Raw genomic sequence first — 17,462 nt, 5'->3', positions numbered from 1 at the left:
GGAGAGTAGGGTCGATGAAATTCAAAGGCTTGTTGTGTGCCGCGTTCGCGGTGTATTTCGCCGGCGTTCCCGCGCAGGCACAAGATGCCGCGCAGGCGCCGGTGCGCTGGCAGCAATCGCCGATCATCATTCTGCCCGGTGCGACCGAGCGGCTGGAGCGCGAGTTTGTCGAGGGCGAGGCGGTGCTCGAACTGCCGCTGCGCTGGGCCTTTTCCACCCGGCTCAGTCGCGATGTCGTGATCGAGCGGGATGGCGAAACGCTGACTCTGCCCGAAGGCGAGTTGCTGCCCAAGGCGCTGATTGACAGTGGCGAGGTCGCCTATTGCACCCGCAGCCGTGTGGCCGAGGCGCAGGAAGGCTCCGGCTTCATGGGGGCGATGTTCGGCAGTATGCTCAATTCCTTGCAGGACAGGGTCGTGTGCCTGCAGGACAGCGACAAGGATTTCATGCTCGACCGTGCCATCGTGCTGGGAGACGGGCCGGGCATTGTCGATCTGGGCGCGGTAGAAGGTGTTCCCTTCGAAGAGCTGATGGCCGAGCCGATGGGCACAGCCGACGATATCGCGCGCATCAGCATGATCCGCGTGGGTCGCAGTGTGGTGCAATTGCAACTCGATGTGATCCAGCGTGGCAGCACTCGCAGTTTCGATACCTGGCAAAGCGGCCGCTTTACGGCCCGGCGTTTCAACGATGTGCGCTTTGGAGAGGGCAATCGCGGCGGCTTTTATATGTTCGGCCTGCGCTTCGAGGTGATTGATGCGGTGCGGCAGGAAAACCGCGCAACTTTGCGCGTCACGCCGGAAATCAATCCCACCGAGTTCATCGTCGTGCCCAATGAAGTGCGCACGACCTATGGCTGGTAGGCTTTGAGACGAAGAATCGCGCGTGCCACTTGCGGTTCATGTGAGGGCGTGTAGCGTCCGCGCATATTTTGGACATTGAATGGGGTCATCTCAATCCATGAAGAATTTTCTGCTTATCGGCGCGGCTGCGCTGGCCATTGTCTCGCTTCCGGCTGCCGCGCAGGTGGCCGATCCGTCGGTCTCGACCAATCCCCTGACTGACCGCGCGACGCTGGAAAACGACGTCCGCATCCTTGCTGATGACAATATGGAAGGCCGCGAAGCGGGCACCGACGGCTATGAGCGCGCGGCACAATATGTTGCGGGCCGCTATGCCGAAATCGGCTTGCTCCCGGCGGGCGACGGGGACAGCTATTACCAGAGCTTCAACCTCGTGCGCCACAGCGCGGCAGCGGATACGCGCATGGGGCTGGTCAATGCCGATGGCAGCCGCACCAAGGCCGAATATGGCACCGACTTTGTCGGCGGCGGCCTTGCCAGCGCTGGCGGCGAAGACGGCGCGGGTACCGTAGAGGCAGAGCTGGTGTTTGTCGGCCACGGCCTGCAAATCCCCGCACTCGGCTTCAACGATCTTGAAGGTGTCGACCTTGAAGGCAAGATCGTCGTCTGGGTGTTCGACCTGCATGACGATCTCGATTCGCTGCTTGGCACGCATCTGCTGCAGGCCGGTGCCGAACGCTTTGCCGACACCGGCGCGGTGGGCGCGATCATGGTGTGGCCCGAAGCGCAGCGCATCCCTTACGAGCGCGCGGTCAGCTTCTTCGGCAATGTAGGCGGTCTGACCTGGGCGGGGCCCGACGGGGTCGCTTTCGACGGCGGCGGCGATCTGGAGTTCGCTCTGGTTGCCTCGCCTGCGCTCTCGCGCGAGCTGCTCGCGGGCACCGAGTTCGACATGGACGCGCTCAACGCAGCGGTGCGGAATCCGGGCAGCGATATGCCAAGTTTCGACATCGATCGCACCGTACGCGTCAGCTATGCCAATGCGTATGAGCACGAATTGACGACCAGCAACGTGCTGGGTGTTCTGCCGGGCTCCGATCCGTCAGTGGCAGACGAATATGTCGTCATCACCGCGCATCTCGACCATGAAGGGCTGCAGGCTGGCCACGGGCCGGACAATGACCAGCTCTACAATGGCGCGATGGACAATGCGACGGGGGTTTCGGCACTGCTCGAAATGGGTCGCCTGCTCGCGGCAGAGCCGCCGCGCCGGCCGATTATCTTTGCCGCGCTGGGCGCGGAAGAGCTGGGCCTGCTCGGTTCGTCCTATCACGCGAACAATCAGGACCTTGAGAATGGCTCGATTGTGGCGAACGTAAATGTCGATATGCCGGTGCTGACCTATCCCTTCGTGGATGTGGTGGCGTTTGGCGCAGACCGGTCCAATCTGGGCGCGGCGGTGGATGCGGCTGTCTCCGCCTATGGCCTGACGTTGGTGCCCGATCCGAATCCGGACGAGAACTTCTTCTTCCGTTCCGACCAATATTCCTATGTCCGCGCGGGTATTCCTGCCGTGTATGTGGAAATCGGCTTCGGCAATGGCGGGCAGGAAGCGCAGACGTCCTTCCTTTCCACCCACTATCACGAACCCTCGGACGAGGCCGATCTGATCGCCTACGAACAGCTGGGCCGCTTTGCCGATATCGCCTATCTGGTGGCGCGTGACATCGGCAATATGGCGGAAACACCCGCCTGGAACTCGGGCGATTTCTTCGGCGATGTGTTCGGCGGCCCGGTGCAGGACGGCGAGTAGTCCGCGCATAGGTAATTCAGAAAGCCCGCCCCGCCGGATTTTGTAAAATTCGGCAGGGTGGGCTTTTTTATGGTCTGATGAGTGGTGGATTGACCATTTCCCTTATTGCCCTTGAAAGCAAAGCGAGTAACATTCGAGTCAGCAACGCAGGGGTGCTTGCAGCAAATAAAGGAAGTAAGGGGACGTAAATGTATAAATCCTTCGCCCAGCAGCTCACCGAAGAGATGATCGTCGAGCCACGTTTTTTCCGCAATCCGAACGCGTTCAACCACGACGTTGAGTTTGTTAATCTGGTGCGCGAAATCGATGTCGATCATTTCAATGTCGATCTCGCCAATGCCAAGCCCGGTGGCACGCCCGGCGGCGGCGGCGGCGGCGGCGGCGGTGGCGGCGGTGGTGGTGGCACCACTTTCAGCCCCTATACCAGCGGCGCAGAAGGCGCTTTCAATATCACCATTGTGTTCGAAGGCACGTGGACGCAGGCGCTGTATGACATTTTCGTCGCGGCGGCGGATTTCTACTCCGCGCTGATCGTCGGCGATCTGCAGGATGTGACGATCACCAGTGGCCGCGGCAAGCGCGCCACCACGGAAACGATCGACGACCTCGTCATCACCGCCTCGCTCATCAATATTGACGGTTCGGGCGGTGTGCTCGGCCGCGCTGGCCCGACCTCGATCCGCACTGATAACCAGTTGACGGTTAAGGGCATTATGGAATTCGACATTGCCGATGCCGATGCGTTCAACGGGCTTGGCCTGTTCGACGATATCGTCGTGCACGAGATGGCGCACGTTCTTGGTCTGGGCACGCTGTGGGATCGCCTGGGCCTTTTGCTGCCTGACAACACCTTTGGCGGCGCGCTGGCCTCGGCAGAGCATGCGCTGCAGTTCAATGGTGACGATACCATCGCCATCGAAACCGATGGTGGGCAAGGCACTGCTTTCGGCCACTGGGACGATGAGACTTATACGAACGAATTGTTCACCGGCTACATTTCTGACCCCAATTACATCAGCTATTGGAGCGCCGCTTCCTTCGCTGATCTGGGTTACGAGCTGAACCCGAACTACCGTCAGATTGTTGACGAATATAACATCGCCTGATCGCGCTGGATCAGTCGAGTTAAATGGGGCGGGCGCTGCGGCATCCGCCCCCTTTTTTATGCGGGCAAGCTTTCCATATGCGGCAGGCGCCGCATCACCTGATATTCAGGCAAGACATAGTAGCAGCGCCGCACGTGTCCACTGAGGGAAACCGGCGGAATTGGCCAAAATTCGCTCGCCATTACTGTATTGCCTTGCTAACACACTGGCTAGTGGTTCAGTGTAGAGACAATGTGGCGTAACCTTTTCCGTAAGCGCAATAGGCGCGAAGCAGCTGGCGGCTGGAGCGAGCGCGACCTTGCGCTCGAAAATGCGCCGTGGTCGCCGCTGCACGGGCTGGACGATGACGAGGATGATCACCCCGCCTTTGCCTATCCCGGTGGACGTCCCGCCGGGGTGCCGGGTGATTATCTGCCGCCTGCCGCTCCGCCCACAGGCTGGCGGCGGTTTCTGCCCGCCCGGATGCGGGGCAAATCATGGCTGTGGTGGATCAGCCGCTGGATCGCGGGCATCCTGCTCGTCTTCTTCTTGCTGGTAGGCTATCTTGCTATCACCGCGCCGCTTTCCAAAAGCCTGCAACCGATCGCTCCGCCGCAACTCACTTTGCTCGCGGCAGACGGCACGCCGATTGCCCGCAACGGGGCAGTGGTGGACGAGCCGGTGCAGGTGGCCGAGCTGCCCGATCACGTGATCGAACCATTCCTCGCCATCGAGGACAGGCGCTTCTATTCGCATTGGGGTGTCGACCCGCGCGGCATTGCGCGGGCGGCGATTACCGGTGTTGGTGGCGGTTCGACGATCACCCAGCAGCTCGCCAAATTCACCTTCCTCACCCCAGAACAGACGCTGACACGCAAGGCGCGCGAGGCGCTGATCGCTTTCTGGCTGGAGGCGTGGCTGACCAAGGACGAAATCCTCGAACGCTATCTCTCCAATGCCTATTTCGGAGACAATATGTACGGCATCCGCGCGGCGAGCCTGCATTACTTCTATCGCCAGCCGGAGAATCTGCGGCCCGAACAGGCGGCGATGCTGGCAGGGCTGTTGCAGGCGCCAAGCCGCTTAGCCCCCACGCGCAATCCCGAAGCGGCGGCGGCGCGCTATGCGCTGGTGAAGAACGCGATGGTCGCCGCAGGATATATTACGCTGGAAGAGGCGGATGCGATGGCGGTGCCAGAGCTTGACGTGCGCACCCGCAACGATCTGCCGACCGGCACCTATTTCGCCGATTGGGCACTGCCCGAAGCGCGGAGGCTGACCGAGAACGGCTATTCCGAACAGACACTCACCACTACGCTCGATTCCGAATTGCAGGGCATAGCGCGCCGGGTGGTGGAACGCGCGCCGCTGGGTGATGCGCAGGTGGCGCTGGTGGCCATGCGCACGAATGGCGAAGTCGTGGCGATGATCGGCGGGCGCGATTATTCGGACAGCCCGTTCAACCGCGCGACGCAAGCGCGCCGCCAGCCGGGCTCCACGTTCAAGCTGTTCGTCTACCTCGCCGCGCTGCGCAATGGCTGGGATTTGGACGACACCATATCGGGCGCGGAGTTCACCAGCGGTAGCTATCGCCCAAGCAATTACAATGACGAGTATCAGGACGAGCTGACTTTGCGCGAGGCTTTCGCGCAGTCATCCAATGTCGCCGCCGTGCGCTTGTTCAACGAGGTCGGCAGCGCGGCGGTGATCGAGACGGCGCGTGATTTCGGCATCAGGAGCGAACTGGCGGAGGGCGATCCCTCGCTGGCACTGGGCACCAGCTCGGTCAGCCTGCTGGAACTCACCGCTGCCTATGCCGGTGTGGCCGCCAATTCCTTCCCCGTTACGCCGCGCGCTTTCCCGCAGGAGGAGGAGGGCTGGTTTGACTGGCTGTGGGGCAATTCGGGTGATCTGAGCAATCGCGACCATGCCGCGATCGAGGAAATGTTGCGCAGCGCGATCAATGACGGCACGGGCCGCGCGGCGATGCTCGCCATTCCCAATTTTGGCAAGACCGGCACCACGCAGGACAATCGCGACGCGCTGTTCGTTGGCTATGCGGGCGATCTGGTGGTGGGCGTGTGGATCGGCAATGACGATAACACTCCGCTCGATGGCGTGTCGGGCGGAGGCCTGCCCGCGCGCATCTGGCGCGATTTCATGCGCGGCGCGCTGGGCGCGGCTGCGGCGCCAGCGCCCTCGCAGCCGGTGCCGACACCCAATCCGTCAGGCCCGGTGAAGCCGCTCGACGTGCCCGAAATCGGCGATATTCCGCTGGGTGATGGCCGCCGCCTGATCATCCGTGATGGCGAAGCAGTGTTCGAAACCGATGTGGAAGGCGTGCCGATTGGCGTCGGCGTGCGCGATGGCGGCGTCGCGCTCGACGTTGACGAGGAAGCGATCCGGCGCAAGCTGGAGGAAGAGCTGGAAGCGCAGGGCGGGGGGCCGTAAGTCCGTCCCACTTCCGATTGTCCTGAGCCTTTCGGGAACGAAGCTGGTCGGCTTCTCCAAACCCGACTGCCCTGAGCTTGTCGAAGGGCTGCACTTTTTTCTGGACCTTGGCACCAGGTCAGAAAGGAAAAGCAGTCCTTCGACAAGCTCAGGACGAACGGGTTTCTGCTAATTCACCCCGCAGGCGTAACCAGATACTTCTCGCCCGTCTTCATCTGCGCATAATCCATAATCGCGTCCTTGGTGAGCATTTCCTCCAGCCCCACGCGCGCCTTGTAGCTGCTGGCGAAGGTGGTGGTGAGGCCGTTCACCACGCGCTGGCGCAGGCCTATCAGCGTCGGCATATCGCAGCTGGCTAGGAACGGCATCAGCAGCCAGCCCGACACCGTCCAGCCAAAGCCGTAGCTTGGCGTGAGGATGGTCGGTGAGAGGTCGAGGCGGCCGTAGATATACATCTTCTTCGCCTGATCCGAGCCGTAACGGCTGTATTCGGTCATTTTCGAGGCAGCGACCCGCTCCATCGCCCGCAGGCAAATATCGGTCGTCTGGCCGCCACCGATCGGATCATAGCCGAGATAGGCGCCGGTCTCGCCAATCGCGCCTGCCAGTTGTTTCTCGAAATCATCGGCGGAGGAATTGACGATGTGGCTCTCGCCCTGATCGCGCAGAATCGCCGCCTGCTCTTCGCGGCGGACGATATTGACCAGCGCCAGCCCGTCCTCCTGACAAATGCGCCCCAGCATCTGACCGAGATTCGAGGCAGCGGCCGCGTGGATAATCGCGTCATGCCCTTCGCGCTTGGCGGTCTCGACAAAACCCAGTGCTGTCATCGGGTTGACGAAGGAACTTGCGCCCTGTTCTGACGTGTGCTCGCCCAGCGGAATGCACATCATAGCATCGGCGAGCGCGTATTCGCCAAAGGCATTGCCCGGCACGCAGGCGACCCGCTGGCCCATCAGCGCCTGCGCCATCTCGCCTTCGCCCGCCGCGATAACGGTGCCCGCGCCTTCATTGCCCACCGTCTGCGGCTTGTTGTGCCGCGCGGCCTGTCCGGCGGCGACTTGCGGGTGCAATTGCATGGTGATCTTGCCGGGTTCGTAGGTGGCATTGGCGAGATCGGCTCCGGCCGTCATCAGGAACAGGTCGGAGGGGTTGATCGGCGCGGCCTCCATCTGCACCAGCACCTGATTGCCGGTGGGCGCGGGGAAGTCCTTCTCCTCCAGCGCTAGCGTCATGGTGCCATCTGCGGTGAGCGTCGATACGAGTTGGCGGCCTGTGGTCATGGGGGAGTTCCTCTCTTATTCCTCGTCTTCATAGCGGGCAGCGACGAAATACAAACCCTCTGGCGGGGCATTGAGCCCGAGCGCGGTACGATCCTTCGCTTCCAACGCTTCGGCTACCTGTTCGATCCGCCATGTGCCTTGCCCGACCAGCGCCAGACAGCCGACCATAGAGCGCACCTGATGGTGCAGGAAACTGCGCGCGGCGGCGCGGATGATGATGCCATCGCCCTCGCGGCTGACGGTCAGCAGGTCGAGCGTCTTCACCGGACTCGCCGACTGGCAATGCACGCTGCGGAAGGTGGTGAAGTCGTGCAGCCCCACCAGCGCCTGCGCCGCCTCATGCATCGCCTCGTGGTCAAGATCGCGAGCGACGTGCCATGCGCGGCCCTTTTCCAGCGTCAGCGGCGCGCGGCGGTTGCGGATGCGGTATTCATAACTGCGCTCGATACAGGAAAAGCGCGCGTGCCAGTCGTCGGGCTTCACTTCGCAGGCGGTGATGGCGATGGGATCGGGCCGCAGATGCGCGTTCAGCGCCTCCATCAGCCGGAAGGGTGCGATGTCCTTCCCGGTATCGAAATGGCTCCGCATTCCCAGCGCGTGGACGCCGCTGTCGGTGCGCCCGGCGCTGTGCAGCGTGATTTGTTCGCCAGTAATGCGGGCGGCGGCTTCTTCGATGCTCTGCTGGACGGAAGGGCCGTTATCCTGCCGTTGCAGGCCGAAGAACGGGCCGCCGTCGAATTCTATTGTAAGGGCAAAGCGGGTCATGCGAGCAGGGTTCCCGCCGCTACCGGATTGCCGCGCAGAAACTCCGCCAGCGCCATCACCGGCTTGCCCGCCCGTTGCAGATTAAGCGGACGCAGCGCCTGCTTGCCGCAGGCAATAGCGAACTGATCGTCCAGCACCGCACCGGGATCACCCGCCGTTTCGATGACCTCCGCAAGCAGCAGCTTTACCCTGTCATCGCCGAGCATGAACCACGCACCGGGGAAGGGGGCGAAGGCGCGGATATCGCGTTCCAGCTCCACCGCTGGCCGTTTGAAGTCCAGCCGTGCCTCGGCCTTGTCGATCTTGGGTGCATAGGTGGCGAGGGCATCGTCCTGCACTTCGGGCACAAGCTCGTCCAGGCGGGCCAGCACTTCGACCATCAGCCGCGCACCCATAGCTGCCAGTTCGTCATGCAATTCGCCGGTGGTCTTGCGATCAATCGGCGTCGCGCCCTTGAGCAGCATCGGCCCTGTATCGAGGCCCGCCTCCATCTGCATGATCGTGATGCCCGTCGCTGCATCGCCCGCCTGCACCGCGCGGTGGATCGGCGCGGCCCCGCGCCAGCGCGGCAGCAGCGAGCCGTGGACATTGAGGCAGCCATGCCTGGGCGCATCGAGTATCGCTTGCGGCAGCAGCAGGCCGTAGGCGGCGACCACTGCCACATCGGCTTGCAGTGCAGCAAAGGCCTCCTGCTCCTCCGCGCCTTTCAGGCTGAGCGGATGGCGCACTGCGATCCCCAGCTCCTCCGCGCGCGCATGGACGGGCGAGGGACGCTCCTGCTTCCCGCGCCCCGAACGGCTGGGCGGCTGCGAATAGACCGCAACCACATCATGCCCCGCCGCGACCAACGCATTGAGCGTTGGCACAGCGAATTCGGGTGTTCCCATGAAGATTATGCGCATTATCTGTTCAATACTTTGCGATCCCTCTTTCCGCTCACCCTGAGCCTGTCGAAGGGTCGTCCTTTCTGTTGAGGCAGCGCTAGAAGAAAAAGCGATGCTTCGACAAGCTCAGCATGAGCGGTTAGTGGGAATTTATGGCATCGCAAGAGATCGAAAACCTCGCCAGCGCATTGGCACGCCTTCCCGGCCTTGGCCCGCGATCCGCGCGGCGGGCGGTGCTGTGGCTGGTCAAGCATCGGGAGACCGCGTTGAAGCAGGTGCTCGATGCGCTGGGCGCGGTGCAGGACAAGCTCGTTGAATGCGACACCTGCGGGAATGTCGATACGCAAAACCCGTGCAGCATCTGCGCCGATCCGCGCCGCGATGCGAAAAGCATTTGCGTGGTGGAGGACGTGGCCGACCTCTGGGCGCTCGACCGCGCGCGGCTGTTCACCGGGCGCTATCACGTGCTTGGCGGGCGTCTCTCCGCGCTCGACGGTGTGCGGCCCGAGGATTTGACCATCGACAGCCTGCTCGGCCGCGTAGCCGAAGGAGGCGTGGACGAAGTGGTGCTGGCGATGAACGCCACCTTGGAAGGCCAGACAACCGCGCACTACATCGCTGAACGGTTGGAGGGTTTTGCGGTGCGCATCACACAATTGGCGCACGGCCTGCCGGTGGGCGGCGAGCTGGACTATCTCGACGAAGGGACATTGGCGCAGGCGCTCAGGGCGCGGCGGCCGTTGGGCTGACACTAGCCGTTTCGCCCGTCATTGCGAGGAGCCGCAGGCGACGCGGCAATCCAGTAGCGCCGGAGTTGGATTGCTTCGCTTCGCTCGCAGTGACGAATTCTTGATCGGAGGCCCATGAAGGCTTATCTGGCTCCCATGGCCATCAGAGAAATCCTAGAAGCGCCGGATCCCCGGCTGAAAACCGTGTCTACGCCTGTCGAGACATTCGACGACAGCTTGCGGACGCTTGTCGATGATATGTTCGAGACGATGTATGCCGCGCATGGCATCGGGCTTGCCGCCATCCAGGTGGGCGAGCCGCTGCGCCTGCTGGTGATCGACTTGCAGGAAGAAGACCCAGACGCAGAGCCGGTACCTTGCGATCATGACGGGCATTCACACACGCATCAGCCGGTGAAGAAAGACCCGCGCGTATTCGTGAATCCCGAAATCCTCGATCCCTCGCGCGAAATGGGCGTGTATCAGGAAGGCTGCCTGTCGGTGCCCGACATCTACGCCGATGTTGAGCGCCCGGCGCGCTGCCGTGTGCGCTATCAGGATCTGGACGGGAATGTGCACGAGGAAGAAATGTCCGGAATGCTCGCCACCTGCATCCAGCACGAGATGGATCATCTGAACGGCATCCTGTTTATCGACCACCTCAGCCGCTTGAAGCGGAGCATGGCGCTCAAGAAGCTGAAGAAGATGCGCGAGGCGGCCTGATCCGGTCGCACGTTTGAAACAAGCGAAGGGCCGCCCCATAGGAGCGGCCCTTTTTTGTTGGACGGGCTTGATCTGGGCCGCCGGGGCAGGGCGGGGGATTAGTGCCGAAGGCGGCTTGGCGCGTGCGCTCGTTCCAGCTATGTTCCGCGCATGGATTTACTAGCTATCGTTCTCGCACTCGTCGCCCTCGTGTTCGGCGCTTCTTTCGGCTGGTTCGTCGGCGCGCGGCCCGTGGGCGAATTGCGCGAGCGGTTTGCCACTCGCGACGCCGAGGCGCGGGAACTGGACGAGAAGTTCCGCCGCGCCATCGTCGAGTTGGAAGGCGCGAGCGTGCGGGCGGAGAAGGCCGATGCGCTGGAGGGGGCGCTAGAGACGGTGCGGGCGGATCGGGAGGCTCTGCGCGCGCGTCTCGCCACCTTGGAAGCGGATGCGGCGAACCATGATAAGCAGATTGCGCTGATGCGCGAAGCGCGCGAGGAATTGCTTACCCAGTTCAAGGCGGCGGGCAGCGAGGTGTTGAGCAAGGCGCAGGAGAAATTCATCGCCGATGCCGCCGAACGCTTCGGCCATTCCGAAAGGGCGAGCAAGGAGGCGGTCGCCAATCTGCTCAAGCCGGTGAACGACCGGTTGCAGAAATATGAGGAGCAGGTAGCGACGCTGGAAGCGCGGCGGGTCGATGCCTTCGGCCAGCTTACCGGGCTGATCGAGAACATGCAGCGCGGGCAGGAGGAAGTCCGGCGCGAGGCGCAGCGGCTCGGCAATTCGCTCACCAACGCCCCCAAGGCGCGCGGGCGCTGGGGGGAGCGGGCGCTGCAAAATGTGCTGGAGCAATGCGGCCTGTCGCAGCACACCGATTTCATACTCGAACATTCGGTAGAATCCGAGGGCGGACGGCTGCGGCCCGACGCGATTGTCCATGTGCCGGGGCAGAAGAAGCTGGTGATCGACGCCAAGGTATCGCTCAACGCTTATCAGGCCGCGTTCGAGGCGGATGACGATGCCGAGCGCAAGCGGCATATGGATTTGCACGCCAAGTCGATGCGTAACCACGTGCAGACGCTGGGTGCGAAAAGTTACCAGAGCCAGTTCGACGAAGCGCCCGATTACGTGGTGATGTTCGTCCCCGGCGAACATTTCGTCGCCGCCGCGCTGGAAGCCGATCCGGAGCTGTGGGATTTCGCCTTCAAGAACGGTGTGTTGCTGGCCACGCCGACCAATCTGGTGGCGATCGCGCGCACCGTGGCGCAGGTGTGGCGGCAAGACCAGATGGCTGCCGAAGCGCAGGAAATCGGGCGGATGGGAGCAGAGCTTTACTCGCGGTTGGAGACCGCCGCGCGCCATCTCAAGAAGGTCGGCGGCGGTTTGGAAAGCGCGGTCAGCAATTACAACAAATTCGTCGGCAGCTTCGAACGCAACGTCCTGACTTCGGGCAGGCGCATGGCGGAAAAGGGCTTGGAAATCTCCAAAGAGATCGAAGAAGTCCCGCTGGTCGAAGGCGCACCACGCTACACAGCGGAAGATGCAGCCGAAGCGCCCGAGGAGTTGCTGATCGAGAAGGGCGGAGAGCGCGAGGCGGCGGAGTAGGCTCGCCGCGTTTGGCTAGTCCAGGCTCGCCAACACCTCATACCCCAGCACTGCGGCCGCCACCGCTGCATTGAGCGAATCCGCGCGGCCTTTCATCGGCATCGTCACACGAAGATCGCAAGCGAGTTCATAGGCCTCGGGCAGGCCTTGCGATTCGTTGCCGACCATCACGAAGCAAGGCGCGGCATAGGGCGCGCGGCGATAAGGGACGGCTTCGCGCAAGCTCGCCGCCACAAGCTGGCCGTCACCTGATCGCAGCCATGGCAGGAATTCCTCCCACCGCGCCTGCGCAATGCTCTGCGTGAACACTGCGCCCATGCTCGCGCGCACGGCCTCGACACTGAACGGGTCGGCGCAATCGTCGATCAGGATCAGCCCGCCCGCGCCAATCGCATCACCGGTGCGCAGCATGGTGCCGAGATTGCCCGGATCGCGCAAAGCCTGCGCCACCAGCCAGATCGACGCGGCGTTACGGTCGAGCTGGGCAAGCGAGGTATCAAACTCCGCAAACACGCCCGCGACGCTTTGCGGATTGTCCTTGCCGGTGATCTTGCCGAGAATATCAGGCGTTGTTTCGATCACCTCGCCGCCCGCCGCCGCAACAGCGGCCTCCAGCGCGTCCACCAGCGGATGCGGATCGCGCTTTTCGGACATCACCAGCACTTCGGGCACGCGACCGCACTCAAGGGCATCGGTCAGCAACCGCAGCCCTTCGGCAAGGAATTTGCCTTCGCGCTTGCGGTGTTTCTTGTCGCGCAGGCTCCGCAGATATTTGACCGTGGGGTTGGAAAAGCCGGTGATGTGTTTGCGCATAATGTCGCGCTTAGTCTTCGCCGAAGCCGTTTTCTACCAGCGCGACCAGTTCTCCCAGCCGCGCTTCGGCGTCCTCGCCTTCGACGCTCAGCGTGATCGTGTCGCCCTTGGCGGCGCCGAGCATCATCAGCCCAAGGATCGAGGTGCCGAGCGCCTCGTTCCCGTCTTTCGCCACCTTGACGGTGCTGCCATCCATTACGGCGGCGGCGGCAACAAATTTTGCGCTGGCGCGGGCGTGCAGGCCGCGCTTGTTAACGATGAGCACGTCCCTGCTGTTTGCGCTCATGCATGCTGCCCCAGAAATTCGGACGCGAGGGTGATGTAATTGCGCCCTGCAGCCCGCGCGGCCTCTGCCGCTTCGCCCAGCGACATCTCCTTGCGCGCACCCGCCAGACGGATGAGCATGGGGAGGTTGATGCCGGCAATCACCTCGGTCTTGCCTTCTTGCAGCAGCGAGATGGCAAGATTGGACGGTGTGCCGCCGAACAGATCGGTCAGCATGATCGCGCCCTTGCCGCTGTCAACGCGGGCGATGGCGGAGGCGATATCGCTGCGCCGTTCCTCCATATCGTCGTTCGGGCCGATGCAAATCGTTGCCACATCGTCCTGCTTGCCGACCACGTGCTCCATGGCGGCGACAAATTCATCGGCCAGACGGCCATGCGTCACAAGAATTATGCCGATCATCGCGAATGCGCGGCCTTTTCGATTGTTCGGGGGGAGGGCTTGCCGGTCATGTTTGCTGCGTGCCTTCTACCAGTTCTGCCGCGCGCGATGCCAGATTGCGATGCAAGACCGTGGGCGAAAAGCCGCCATCGCGCAAGACCTGCGCCATCTTCTCGGCAGTGTAAACGCTGCGGTGTCTCCCGCCGGTACAGCCGAAGGCGATGTTGACATAGGCCTTGCCCTGCTCGGCGTAGCGCGGCAGCAATTCGAGCAGCAGGCTGCGGATTTTCTCGAAAGTAGAGGCGAATACCGCGCTTTGTTCGATGAATTCTCCCACCGGCGCATCAAGCCCCGTCTGCGCGCGCAGCTCCGGCTGCCAGTGCGGATTGTCGAGAAAGCGCATATCAAAAACGAGATCGGCGGTGGGCGGGGTGCCGCGCGAAAAGCCGAAGCTGGAGACGGTAACGGTCATCTCCTTGGGCGCGGTCTGCGCGAATTGCTCGCGGATCGTCTGCTTCAGATCGTTGGTCGTGAAATCGGTGGTGTCGATCAGCACATCGGCCCAGCGGCGCAAAGGGCTGAGCAGCTCGCGCTCCGCCGCGATGCCATTCGCCACCGGCATATCCTGTGCCAGAAAATGTCGCCGCCGCGTTTCGTTGAAGCGGCGCTCCAACTCGTGCCCGGCGCAATCGAGAAACAATGTGGTGATGGCGACCGAATCGCTTTCTACCCACTTCTTCATCCGCGCGATGACATCATCGGGCACGAAGCCGCGCGTGCGGCAGTCAAAGCCGATGGCGAGGGAAAAGGGTTCGGTGTCTTTGCCCACCAGCCGGTCGAGCAGGCGGACGGGGAAATTGTCGATCGACTCCCATCCAAGGTCTTCCAACTCGCGCAGCGCTGTCGTCTTGCCCGCACCCAGCATCCCGGTCACGAGCAGGATGCGCTGGCGGCGCACGGCTGATGGAGGCGGGACAGGCGAAGGTGACTCGACCATGGCGCAGCGCTTTGCGCTTATCGTGCGCAAATGTGAAGTCCTCCCTTATGCCGTGTCGAACGCGGTATCAAAAACCAGTCCGTGGATTTCCAGCGCCGCCTCTGCGCGCAAGGGGAGGACCGGTGTATCGGGATAAAGATCGACCTGGGGCACCTCATGTCCGATCAGCAGCGCGTGGCCGATGCCCAGCGGGAGGCGCTCGGCATCCTTGGTGAGGTGGATCACGATAGCGATCGGCGCGCTGGCGCTCGGCACTTCGAGCAGGCCGACATTGCGGATTTCGATCAGACCCTCGGTGTTGGGCGGGGGCGCGGCGCGGACGCATCCGGTCTTGTCATCCCATGCCAGCTGCACGCCGTCGTCACCCACCAGTTCGCCTCCGCGATCGAGCAACGCCAGTGCCAGGCTGGATTTGCCGCTGCCCGGCGTGCCGGTAATCAGCACACCGCGCCCGCGCATCGCAACGCAGCTGACATTGGCCATAAGTTCGCTCATCGACTTCCTACTCTCCTTTGCGCAGCACCGGCTTGGCGGCGGGCAGTTCCAGCACGAGACACGCACCGCCAAGATAGGGCGGGGCATCCTCTACCCGCAGCGTGCCGTCATGCGCTTCGGCAATTGTCCGGCCGATGGCAAGGCCAAGGCCAGAATGGTTGCCGAAGCTTTCGTTTTCAGGCCGGTGCGAGTGGAAGCGGCGGAACACCTTCTCGCGCTCGTCTTCGGGGATGCCCGGCCCCTGGTCGCTCACCCGTACTTCTACGCGGCCTTCGGCATTGGTCACCGAAATGACGATCCGCCCGCCTTCTGGGGAGAAAGACACGGCGTTGTCGATCAGGTTTTCCGCCACCCGCTCCAGGCGGAGGGGCACGCCCATCACCGTGGAGGGCAGACCGTCAGGTTCGATCTCGAGCGTGCAGCCGCGCGCTTCACCGCGCTCCATCTTCCGCGCGACGACGTTTGAAAACAGCTCGGTCATGTCGACCTGCTCGAAGGTCGCGCGGCTGAGTTCGGCATCGATGCGGCTGGCCTCGGAAATCTCGCTCACCAGCCGGTCGATGCGGCGCACATCATGCGCGGCGATATCGACGAGCTGCGCCCGCAGTTCCGGATCGTCGATCTTGGGCATCGATTCGGTGGCGCTGCGCAGCGAAGCGAGCGGGTTTTTGATCTCATGCGCGACATCAGCCGCAAAGCTTTCCACTGCATCGATGCGGTGGCGCAAAGTGGCGGTCATGTCCGAAACCGCGCGAGCGAGCAGGCCGATCTCGTCCCCGCGCTCCTGCATTCGCGGCACTTCGATATCGCGCTCACGCCCCAGCCGCACGCGCTGCGTCGCGCTGACGAGGCGTCGCAGCGGCTCGATAATGGTGTTTGCGAGATAGAGCGAAAGGATCGTTGACAGGCCAAGCGCCAGCAGGATGATCGTCATCAGGCTGGAGCGCGCATTGCGCACCGCCTGCGTGATGTCGACCGCGTTGCGGGTGGTGAGCAAAGTCGCGCCGTTAAGGCCCACAGGCGCGGCGGCATTGATGACCGGCGTATCGTCGGGCGCGCGGCGCAGTTCGATCTGGCTCAGCCCCTGCTGGCGCACCCGCACCAGTTCCGGCCAGGCATCGGCATCGGTGGTTTCGGGTTCGACATAGGGCGGGGCAGAGGGCGCGCCGGTGACGATGTTCACCGCATTGTCTGTCCAGCGGGCCAGATCCTCGAAGAAGGGCTCGGCCACCGGATCATCGAATGCAAAGCTGGGGTCGGCGAGGGCGAAACTGTCGGCGATCAGCCTGCCCTCGGCATCGTACATCCGCAGCCGCATCGACTGTTCGCGCCCGATCTGGCTGAGCAGTGCCTCCTGCCGTTCGGTTGTCGCACCCGCCAGCGCTTCCGCAGTAATCTGTGCCTCGATACGCGCGAGTTTGAACCGCTCGTCGAGCAATTGCCGGCGGTAAGAGTCGAGGAAGAACAGGCTTCCCGCCAACACCAGCAACGGGATCAGGTTAACGGCCAAAATCCGCTTGGCCAGCGATTTGCCCACCGGCATGGTCAGCCGGTCCAGCCTGCTTTCCTGCTGTGGCGGGTCAGCCATGGGCTTCAGCCATCGGAGAAGCTGTAGCCCGCGCCATACAGCGTCTCGATTGCGCCGAATTCGCGATCCACCGCGCGGAATTTGCGCCGTAGCCGCTTGATGTGCGAATCGACCGTGCGGTCGTCGACAAAAATGTCGTCGGGATAGGCGGCATCCATCAGCTGGTTGCGGCTCTTGATAACGCCGGGGCGCTGGGCAAGCGCTTCCAGAATGAGGAATTCGGTAACGGTCAGACTCACTGGCTTGTTGTCCCACGTCACCTGGTGCCGCGCCGGATCCATGCTGAGCCGACCGCGAACGATCAGGCCGCCGTCGGCAGGTGCGCTGGCGGAGTCTGCCTCCTGCCCTTCTTCCAAGGGTGCGGCGCGGCGGAGGATCGCCCGAATACGGGCAAGCAGCAGACGTTGGCTGAACGGCTTGGCGATATAATCATCCGCGCCCATGGCAAGGCCGGCCTCTTCGTCCTCTTCCTGATCCTTGCTGGTAAGGAAGATCACAGGGAGATCGGACTTTTCCCGCAGCCGGCGCAGCAGTTCCATACCGTCCATGCGCGGCATCTTGATGTCGAAAACCGCAAGATCGGGTGGATTGCCGAGCAACGCATCAAGTGCCGCTTCGCCATCGGAATAGACGCGCGTGGTGTATCCCTCTGCCTGCAAAGCGATGGACAGGGTGGTCAGAATGTTGCGGTCATCATCGACCAATGCGACCACGCGCTGGGCATCGCCGTTCCGGCCTGCCGCCGCGCCTTGAGCCTGTTCGCTTTCCGCCTGCATTGCCGCTT

17 protein-coding genes are annotated in these 17,462 nt (G+C 62.9%); 7 read left to right on the top strand and 10 right to left on the bottom strand.

Translation table 11 applies throughout. The features are described from left to right. The first annotated feature begins 14 nt into the window (after positions 1-14). From ACS0VV_RS08605 to ACS0VV_RS08590, 4 genes are all read left to right on the top strand, one after another. Positions 15-863, top strand: a complete 849-nt coding sequence (locus tag ACS0VV_RS08605) for a hypothetical protein (protein ID WP_483532300.1) — start codon at positions 15-17, stop codon at positions 861-863. Between the two features lie 97 nt (positions 864-960). Continuing rightward, complete coding sequence (locus ACS0VV_RS08600) at positions 961-2,616, top strand: M28 family peptidase (protein WP_483532299.1); 1,656 nt, start codon at positions 961-963, stop codon at positions 2,614-2,616. A 188-nt stretch (positions 2,617-2,804) separates the two neighbouring features. Continuing rightward, positions 2,805-3,722 carry a hypothetical protein gene (locus ACS0VV_RS08595; protein WP_483532298.1) on the top strand — a complete coding sequence of 306 codons (918 nt, stop codon included), beginning with the start codon at positions 2,805-2,807 and terminating at the stop codon, positions 3,720-3,722. Positions 3,723-3,953: 231 nt separating this feature from the next. Further along, positions 3,954-6,152 carry a transglycosylase domain-containing protein gene (locus ACS0VV_RS08590; RefSeq protein WP_483532297.1) on the top strand — a complete coding sequence of 733 codons (2,199 nt, stop codon included), beginning with the start codon at positions 3,954-3,956 and terminating at the stop codon, positions 6,150-6,152. Between the two features lie 173 nt (positions 6,153-6,325). Here the strand turns inward: ACS0VV_RS08590 and ACS0VV_RS08585 are convergent, their stop codons facing one another. Genes ACS0VV_RS08585 through fmt form a run of 3 tightly spaced genes read right to left on the bottom strand, consistent with a single transcriptional unit; the run spans position 6,326 to position 9,102 of the window. Further along, positions 6,326-7,435 (bottom strand): alcohol dehydrogenase catalytic domain-containing protein, encoded by a 1,110-nt coding sequence (locus ACS0VV_RS08585; RefSeq protein WP_483532296.1) that lies wholly within the window; start codon positions 7,433-7,435, stop codon positions 6,326-6,328. A 15-nt stretch (positions 7,436-7,450) separates the two neighbouring features. Continuing rightward, positions 7,451-8,200: a tRNA pseudouridine(38-40) synthase TruA gene (gene truA, locus ACS0VV_RS08580; protein WP_483532295.1), complete on the bottom strand. Its 750-nt coding sequence runs from the start codon at positions 8,198-8,200 to the stop codon at positions 7,451-7,453. Further along, positions 8,197-9,102 (bottom strand): methionyl-tRNA formyltransferase, encoded by a 906-nt coding sequence (gene fmt / locus ACS0VV_RS08575; RefSeq protein WP_483532294.1) that lies wholly within the window; start codon positions 9,100-9,102, stop codon positions 8,197-8,199. Before fmt ends, truA begins: the two co-directional genes overlap by 4 nt. 134 nt (positions 9,103-9,236) lie before the next feature. Between fmt and recR the strand changes: the two genes are divergently transcribed. From recR to ACS0VV_RS08560, 3 genes are all read left to right on the top strand, one after another. Then, on the top strand, positions 9,237-9,833 hold the full coding sequence (gene recR / locus ACS0VV_RS08570) for a recombination mediator RecR (protein ID WP_483532293.1): 597 nt from the start codon (positions 9,237-9,239) through the stop codon (positions 9,831-9,833). Positions 9,834-9,968: 135 nt separating this feature from the next. Next, complete coding sequence (gene def, locus ACS0VV_RS08565) at positions 9,969-10,535, top strand: peptide deformylase (RefSeq protein WP_483532292.1); 567 nt, start codon at positions 9,969-9,971, stop codon at positions 10,533-10,535. 150 nt (positions 10,536-10,685) lie between these two features. Next, positions 10,686-12,119 (top strand): DNA recombination protein RmuC, encoded by a 1,434-nt coding sequence (locus ACS0VV_RS08560; protein ID WP_483532291.1) that lies wholly within the window; start codon positions 10,686-10,688, stop codon positions 12,117-12,119. A 15-nt stretch (positions 12,120-12,134) separates the two neighbouring features. On the opposite strand, the gene ACS0VV_RS08555 is transcribed toward ACS0VV_RS08560, so the two are convergent. Genes ACS0VV_RS08555 through ACS0VV_RS08525 form a run of 7 tightly spaced genes read right to left on the bottom strand, consistent with a single transcriptional unit; the run spans position 12,135 to position 17,454 of the window. Further along, positions 12,135-12,932 (bottom strand): TrmH family RNA methyltransferase, encoded by a 798-nt coding sequence (locus ACS0VV_RS08555; RefSeq protein WP_483532290.1) that lies wholly within the window; start codon positions 12,930-12,932, stop codon positions 12,135-12,137. Between the two features lie 10 nt (positions 12,933-12,942). Then, the gene (locus ACS0VV_RS08550) at positions 12,943-13,218 is read right to left on the bottom strand and encodes an HPr family phosphocarrier protein (RefSeq protein WP_483532289.1); all 276 of its coding nucleotides are present in this window, start codon (positions 13,216-13,218) and stop codon (positions 12,943-12,945) included. Then, positions 13,215-13,619 carry a PTS sugar transporter subunit IIA gene (locus ACS0VV_RS08545; RefSeq protein WP_483532288.1) on the bottom strand — a complete coding sequence of 135 codons (405 nt, stop codon included), beginning with the start codon at positions 13,617-13,619 and terminating at the stop codon, positions 13,215-13,217. Before ACS0VV_RS08545 ends, ACS0VV_RS08550 begins: the two co-directional genes overlap by 4 nt. A 46-nt stretch (positions 13,620-13,665) precedes the next feature. Then, a complete protein-coding gene (gene rapZ / locus ACS0VV_RS08540; protein ID WP_483532287.1) occupies positions 13,666-14,595 on the bottom strand; it encodes an RNase adapter RapZ in 930 nt (309 codons plus the stop codon). Between the two features lie 45 nt (positions 14,596-14,640). Next, entirely contained in the window at positions 14,641-15,090 is a 450-nt protein-coding gene (locus ACS0VV_RS08535) for an HPr kinase/phosphorylase (RefSeq protein ID WP_483532286.1), read from the bottom strand. Between the two features lie 7 nt (positions 15,091-15,097). Further along, a complete protein-coding gene (locus tag ACS0VV_RS08530; RefSeq protein WP_483532285.1) occupies positions 15,098-16,678 on the bottom strand; it encodes a stimulus-sensing domain-containing protein in 1,581 nt (526 codons plus the stop codon). Positions 16,679-16,683: 5 nt separating this feature from the next. Next, complete coding sequence (locus ACS0VV_RS08525; protein WP_483532284.1) at positions 16,684-17,454, bottom strand: response regulator transcription factor; 771 nt, start codon at positions 17,452-17,454, stop codon at positions 16,684-16,686. Between the last annotated feature and the right edge of the window lie 8 nt (positions 17,455-17,462).

It is taken from the genome of Aurantiacibacter sp. KMU-128 (assembly GCF_056933515.1).
The sequence above is the reverse complement of the archived record's forward strand: the minus strand, read 5'-3'. Positions and strand labels throughout refer to the sequence as shown.

Coding starts and splice junctions, on each gene's coding strand:
- ACS0VV_RS08595 (WP_483532298.1), top strand. CDS start 2,805: ATGTATAAATCCTTCGCCCAGCAGCTCACCGAAGAGATGATCGTCGAG.
- ACS0VV_RS08525 (WP_483532284.1), bottom strand. CDS start 17,454: ATGCAGGCGGAAAGCGAACAGGCTCAAGGCGCGGCGGCAGGCCGGAAC.
- ACS0VV_RS08530 (WP_483532285.1), bottom strand. CDS start 16,678: ATGGCTGACCCGCCACAGCAGGAAAGCAGGCTGGACCGGCTGACCATG.
- recR (WP_483532293.1), top strand. CDS start 9,237: ATGGCATCGCAAGAGATCGAAAACCTCGCCAGCGCATTGGCACGCCTT.
- rapZ (WP_483532287.1), bottom strand. CDS start 14,595: ATGGTCGAGTCACCTTCGCCTGTCCCGCCTCCATCAGCCGTGCGCCGC.
- ACS0VV_RS08550 (WP_483532289.1), bottom strand. CDS start 13,218: ATGAGCGCAAACAGCAGGGACGTGCTCATCGTTAACAAGCGCGGCCTG.
- ACS0VV_RS08600 (WP_483532299.1), top strand. CDS start 961: ATGAAGAATTTTCTGCTTATCGGCGCGGCTGCGCTGGCCATTGTCTCG.
- ACS0VV_RS08605 (WP_483532300.1), top strand. CDS start 15: ATGAAATTCAAAGGCTTGTTGTGTGCCGCGTTCGCGGTGTATTTCGCC.
- def (WP_483532292.1), top strand. CDS start 9,969: ATGGCCATCAGAGAAATCCTAGAAGCGCCGGATCCCCGGCTGAAAACC.
- ACS0VV_RS08560 (WP_483532291.1), top strand. CDS start 10,686: ATGGATTTACTAGCTATCGTTCTCGCACTCGTCGCCCTCGTGTTCGGC.
- truA (WP_483532295.1), bottom strand. CDS start 8,200: ATGACCCGCTTTGCCCTTACAATAGAATTCGACGGCGGCCCGTTCTTC.
- ACS0VV_RS08555 (WP_483532290.1), bottom strand. CDS start 12,932: ATGCGCAAACACATCACCGGCTTTTCCAACCCCACGGTCAAATATCTG.
- ACS0VV_RS08535 (WP_483532286.1), bottom strand. CDS start 15,090: ATGAGCGAACTTATGGCCAATGTCAGCTGCGTTGCGATGCGCGGGCGC.
- ACS0VV_RS08585 (WP_483532296.1), bottom strand. CDS start 7,435: ATGACCACAGGCCGCCAACTCGTATCGACGCTCACCGCAGATGGCACC.
- ACS0VV_RS08590 (WP_483532297.1), top strand. CDS start 3,954: ATGTGGCGTAACCTTTTCCGTAAGCGCAATAGGCGCGAAGCAGCTGGC.
- ACS0VV_RS08545 (WP_483532288.1), bottom strand. CDS start 13,619: ATGATCGGCATAATTCTTGTGACGCATGGCCGTCTGGCCGATGAATTT.
- fmt (WP_483532294.1), bottom strand. CDS start 9,102: ATGCGCATAATCTTCATGGGAACACCCGAATTCGCTGTGCCAACGCTC.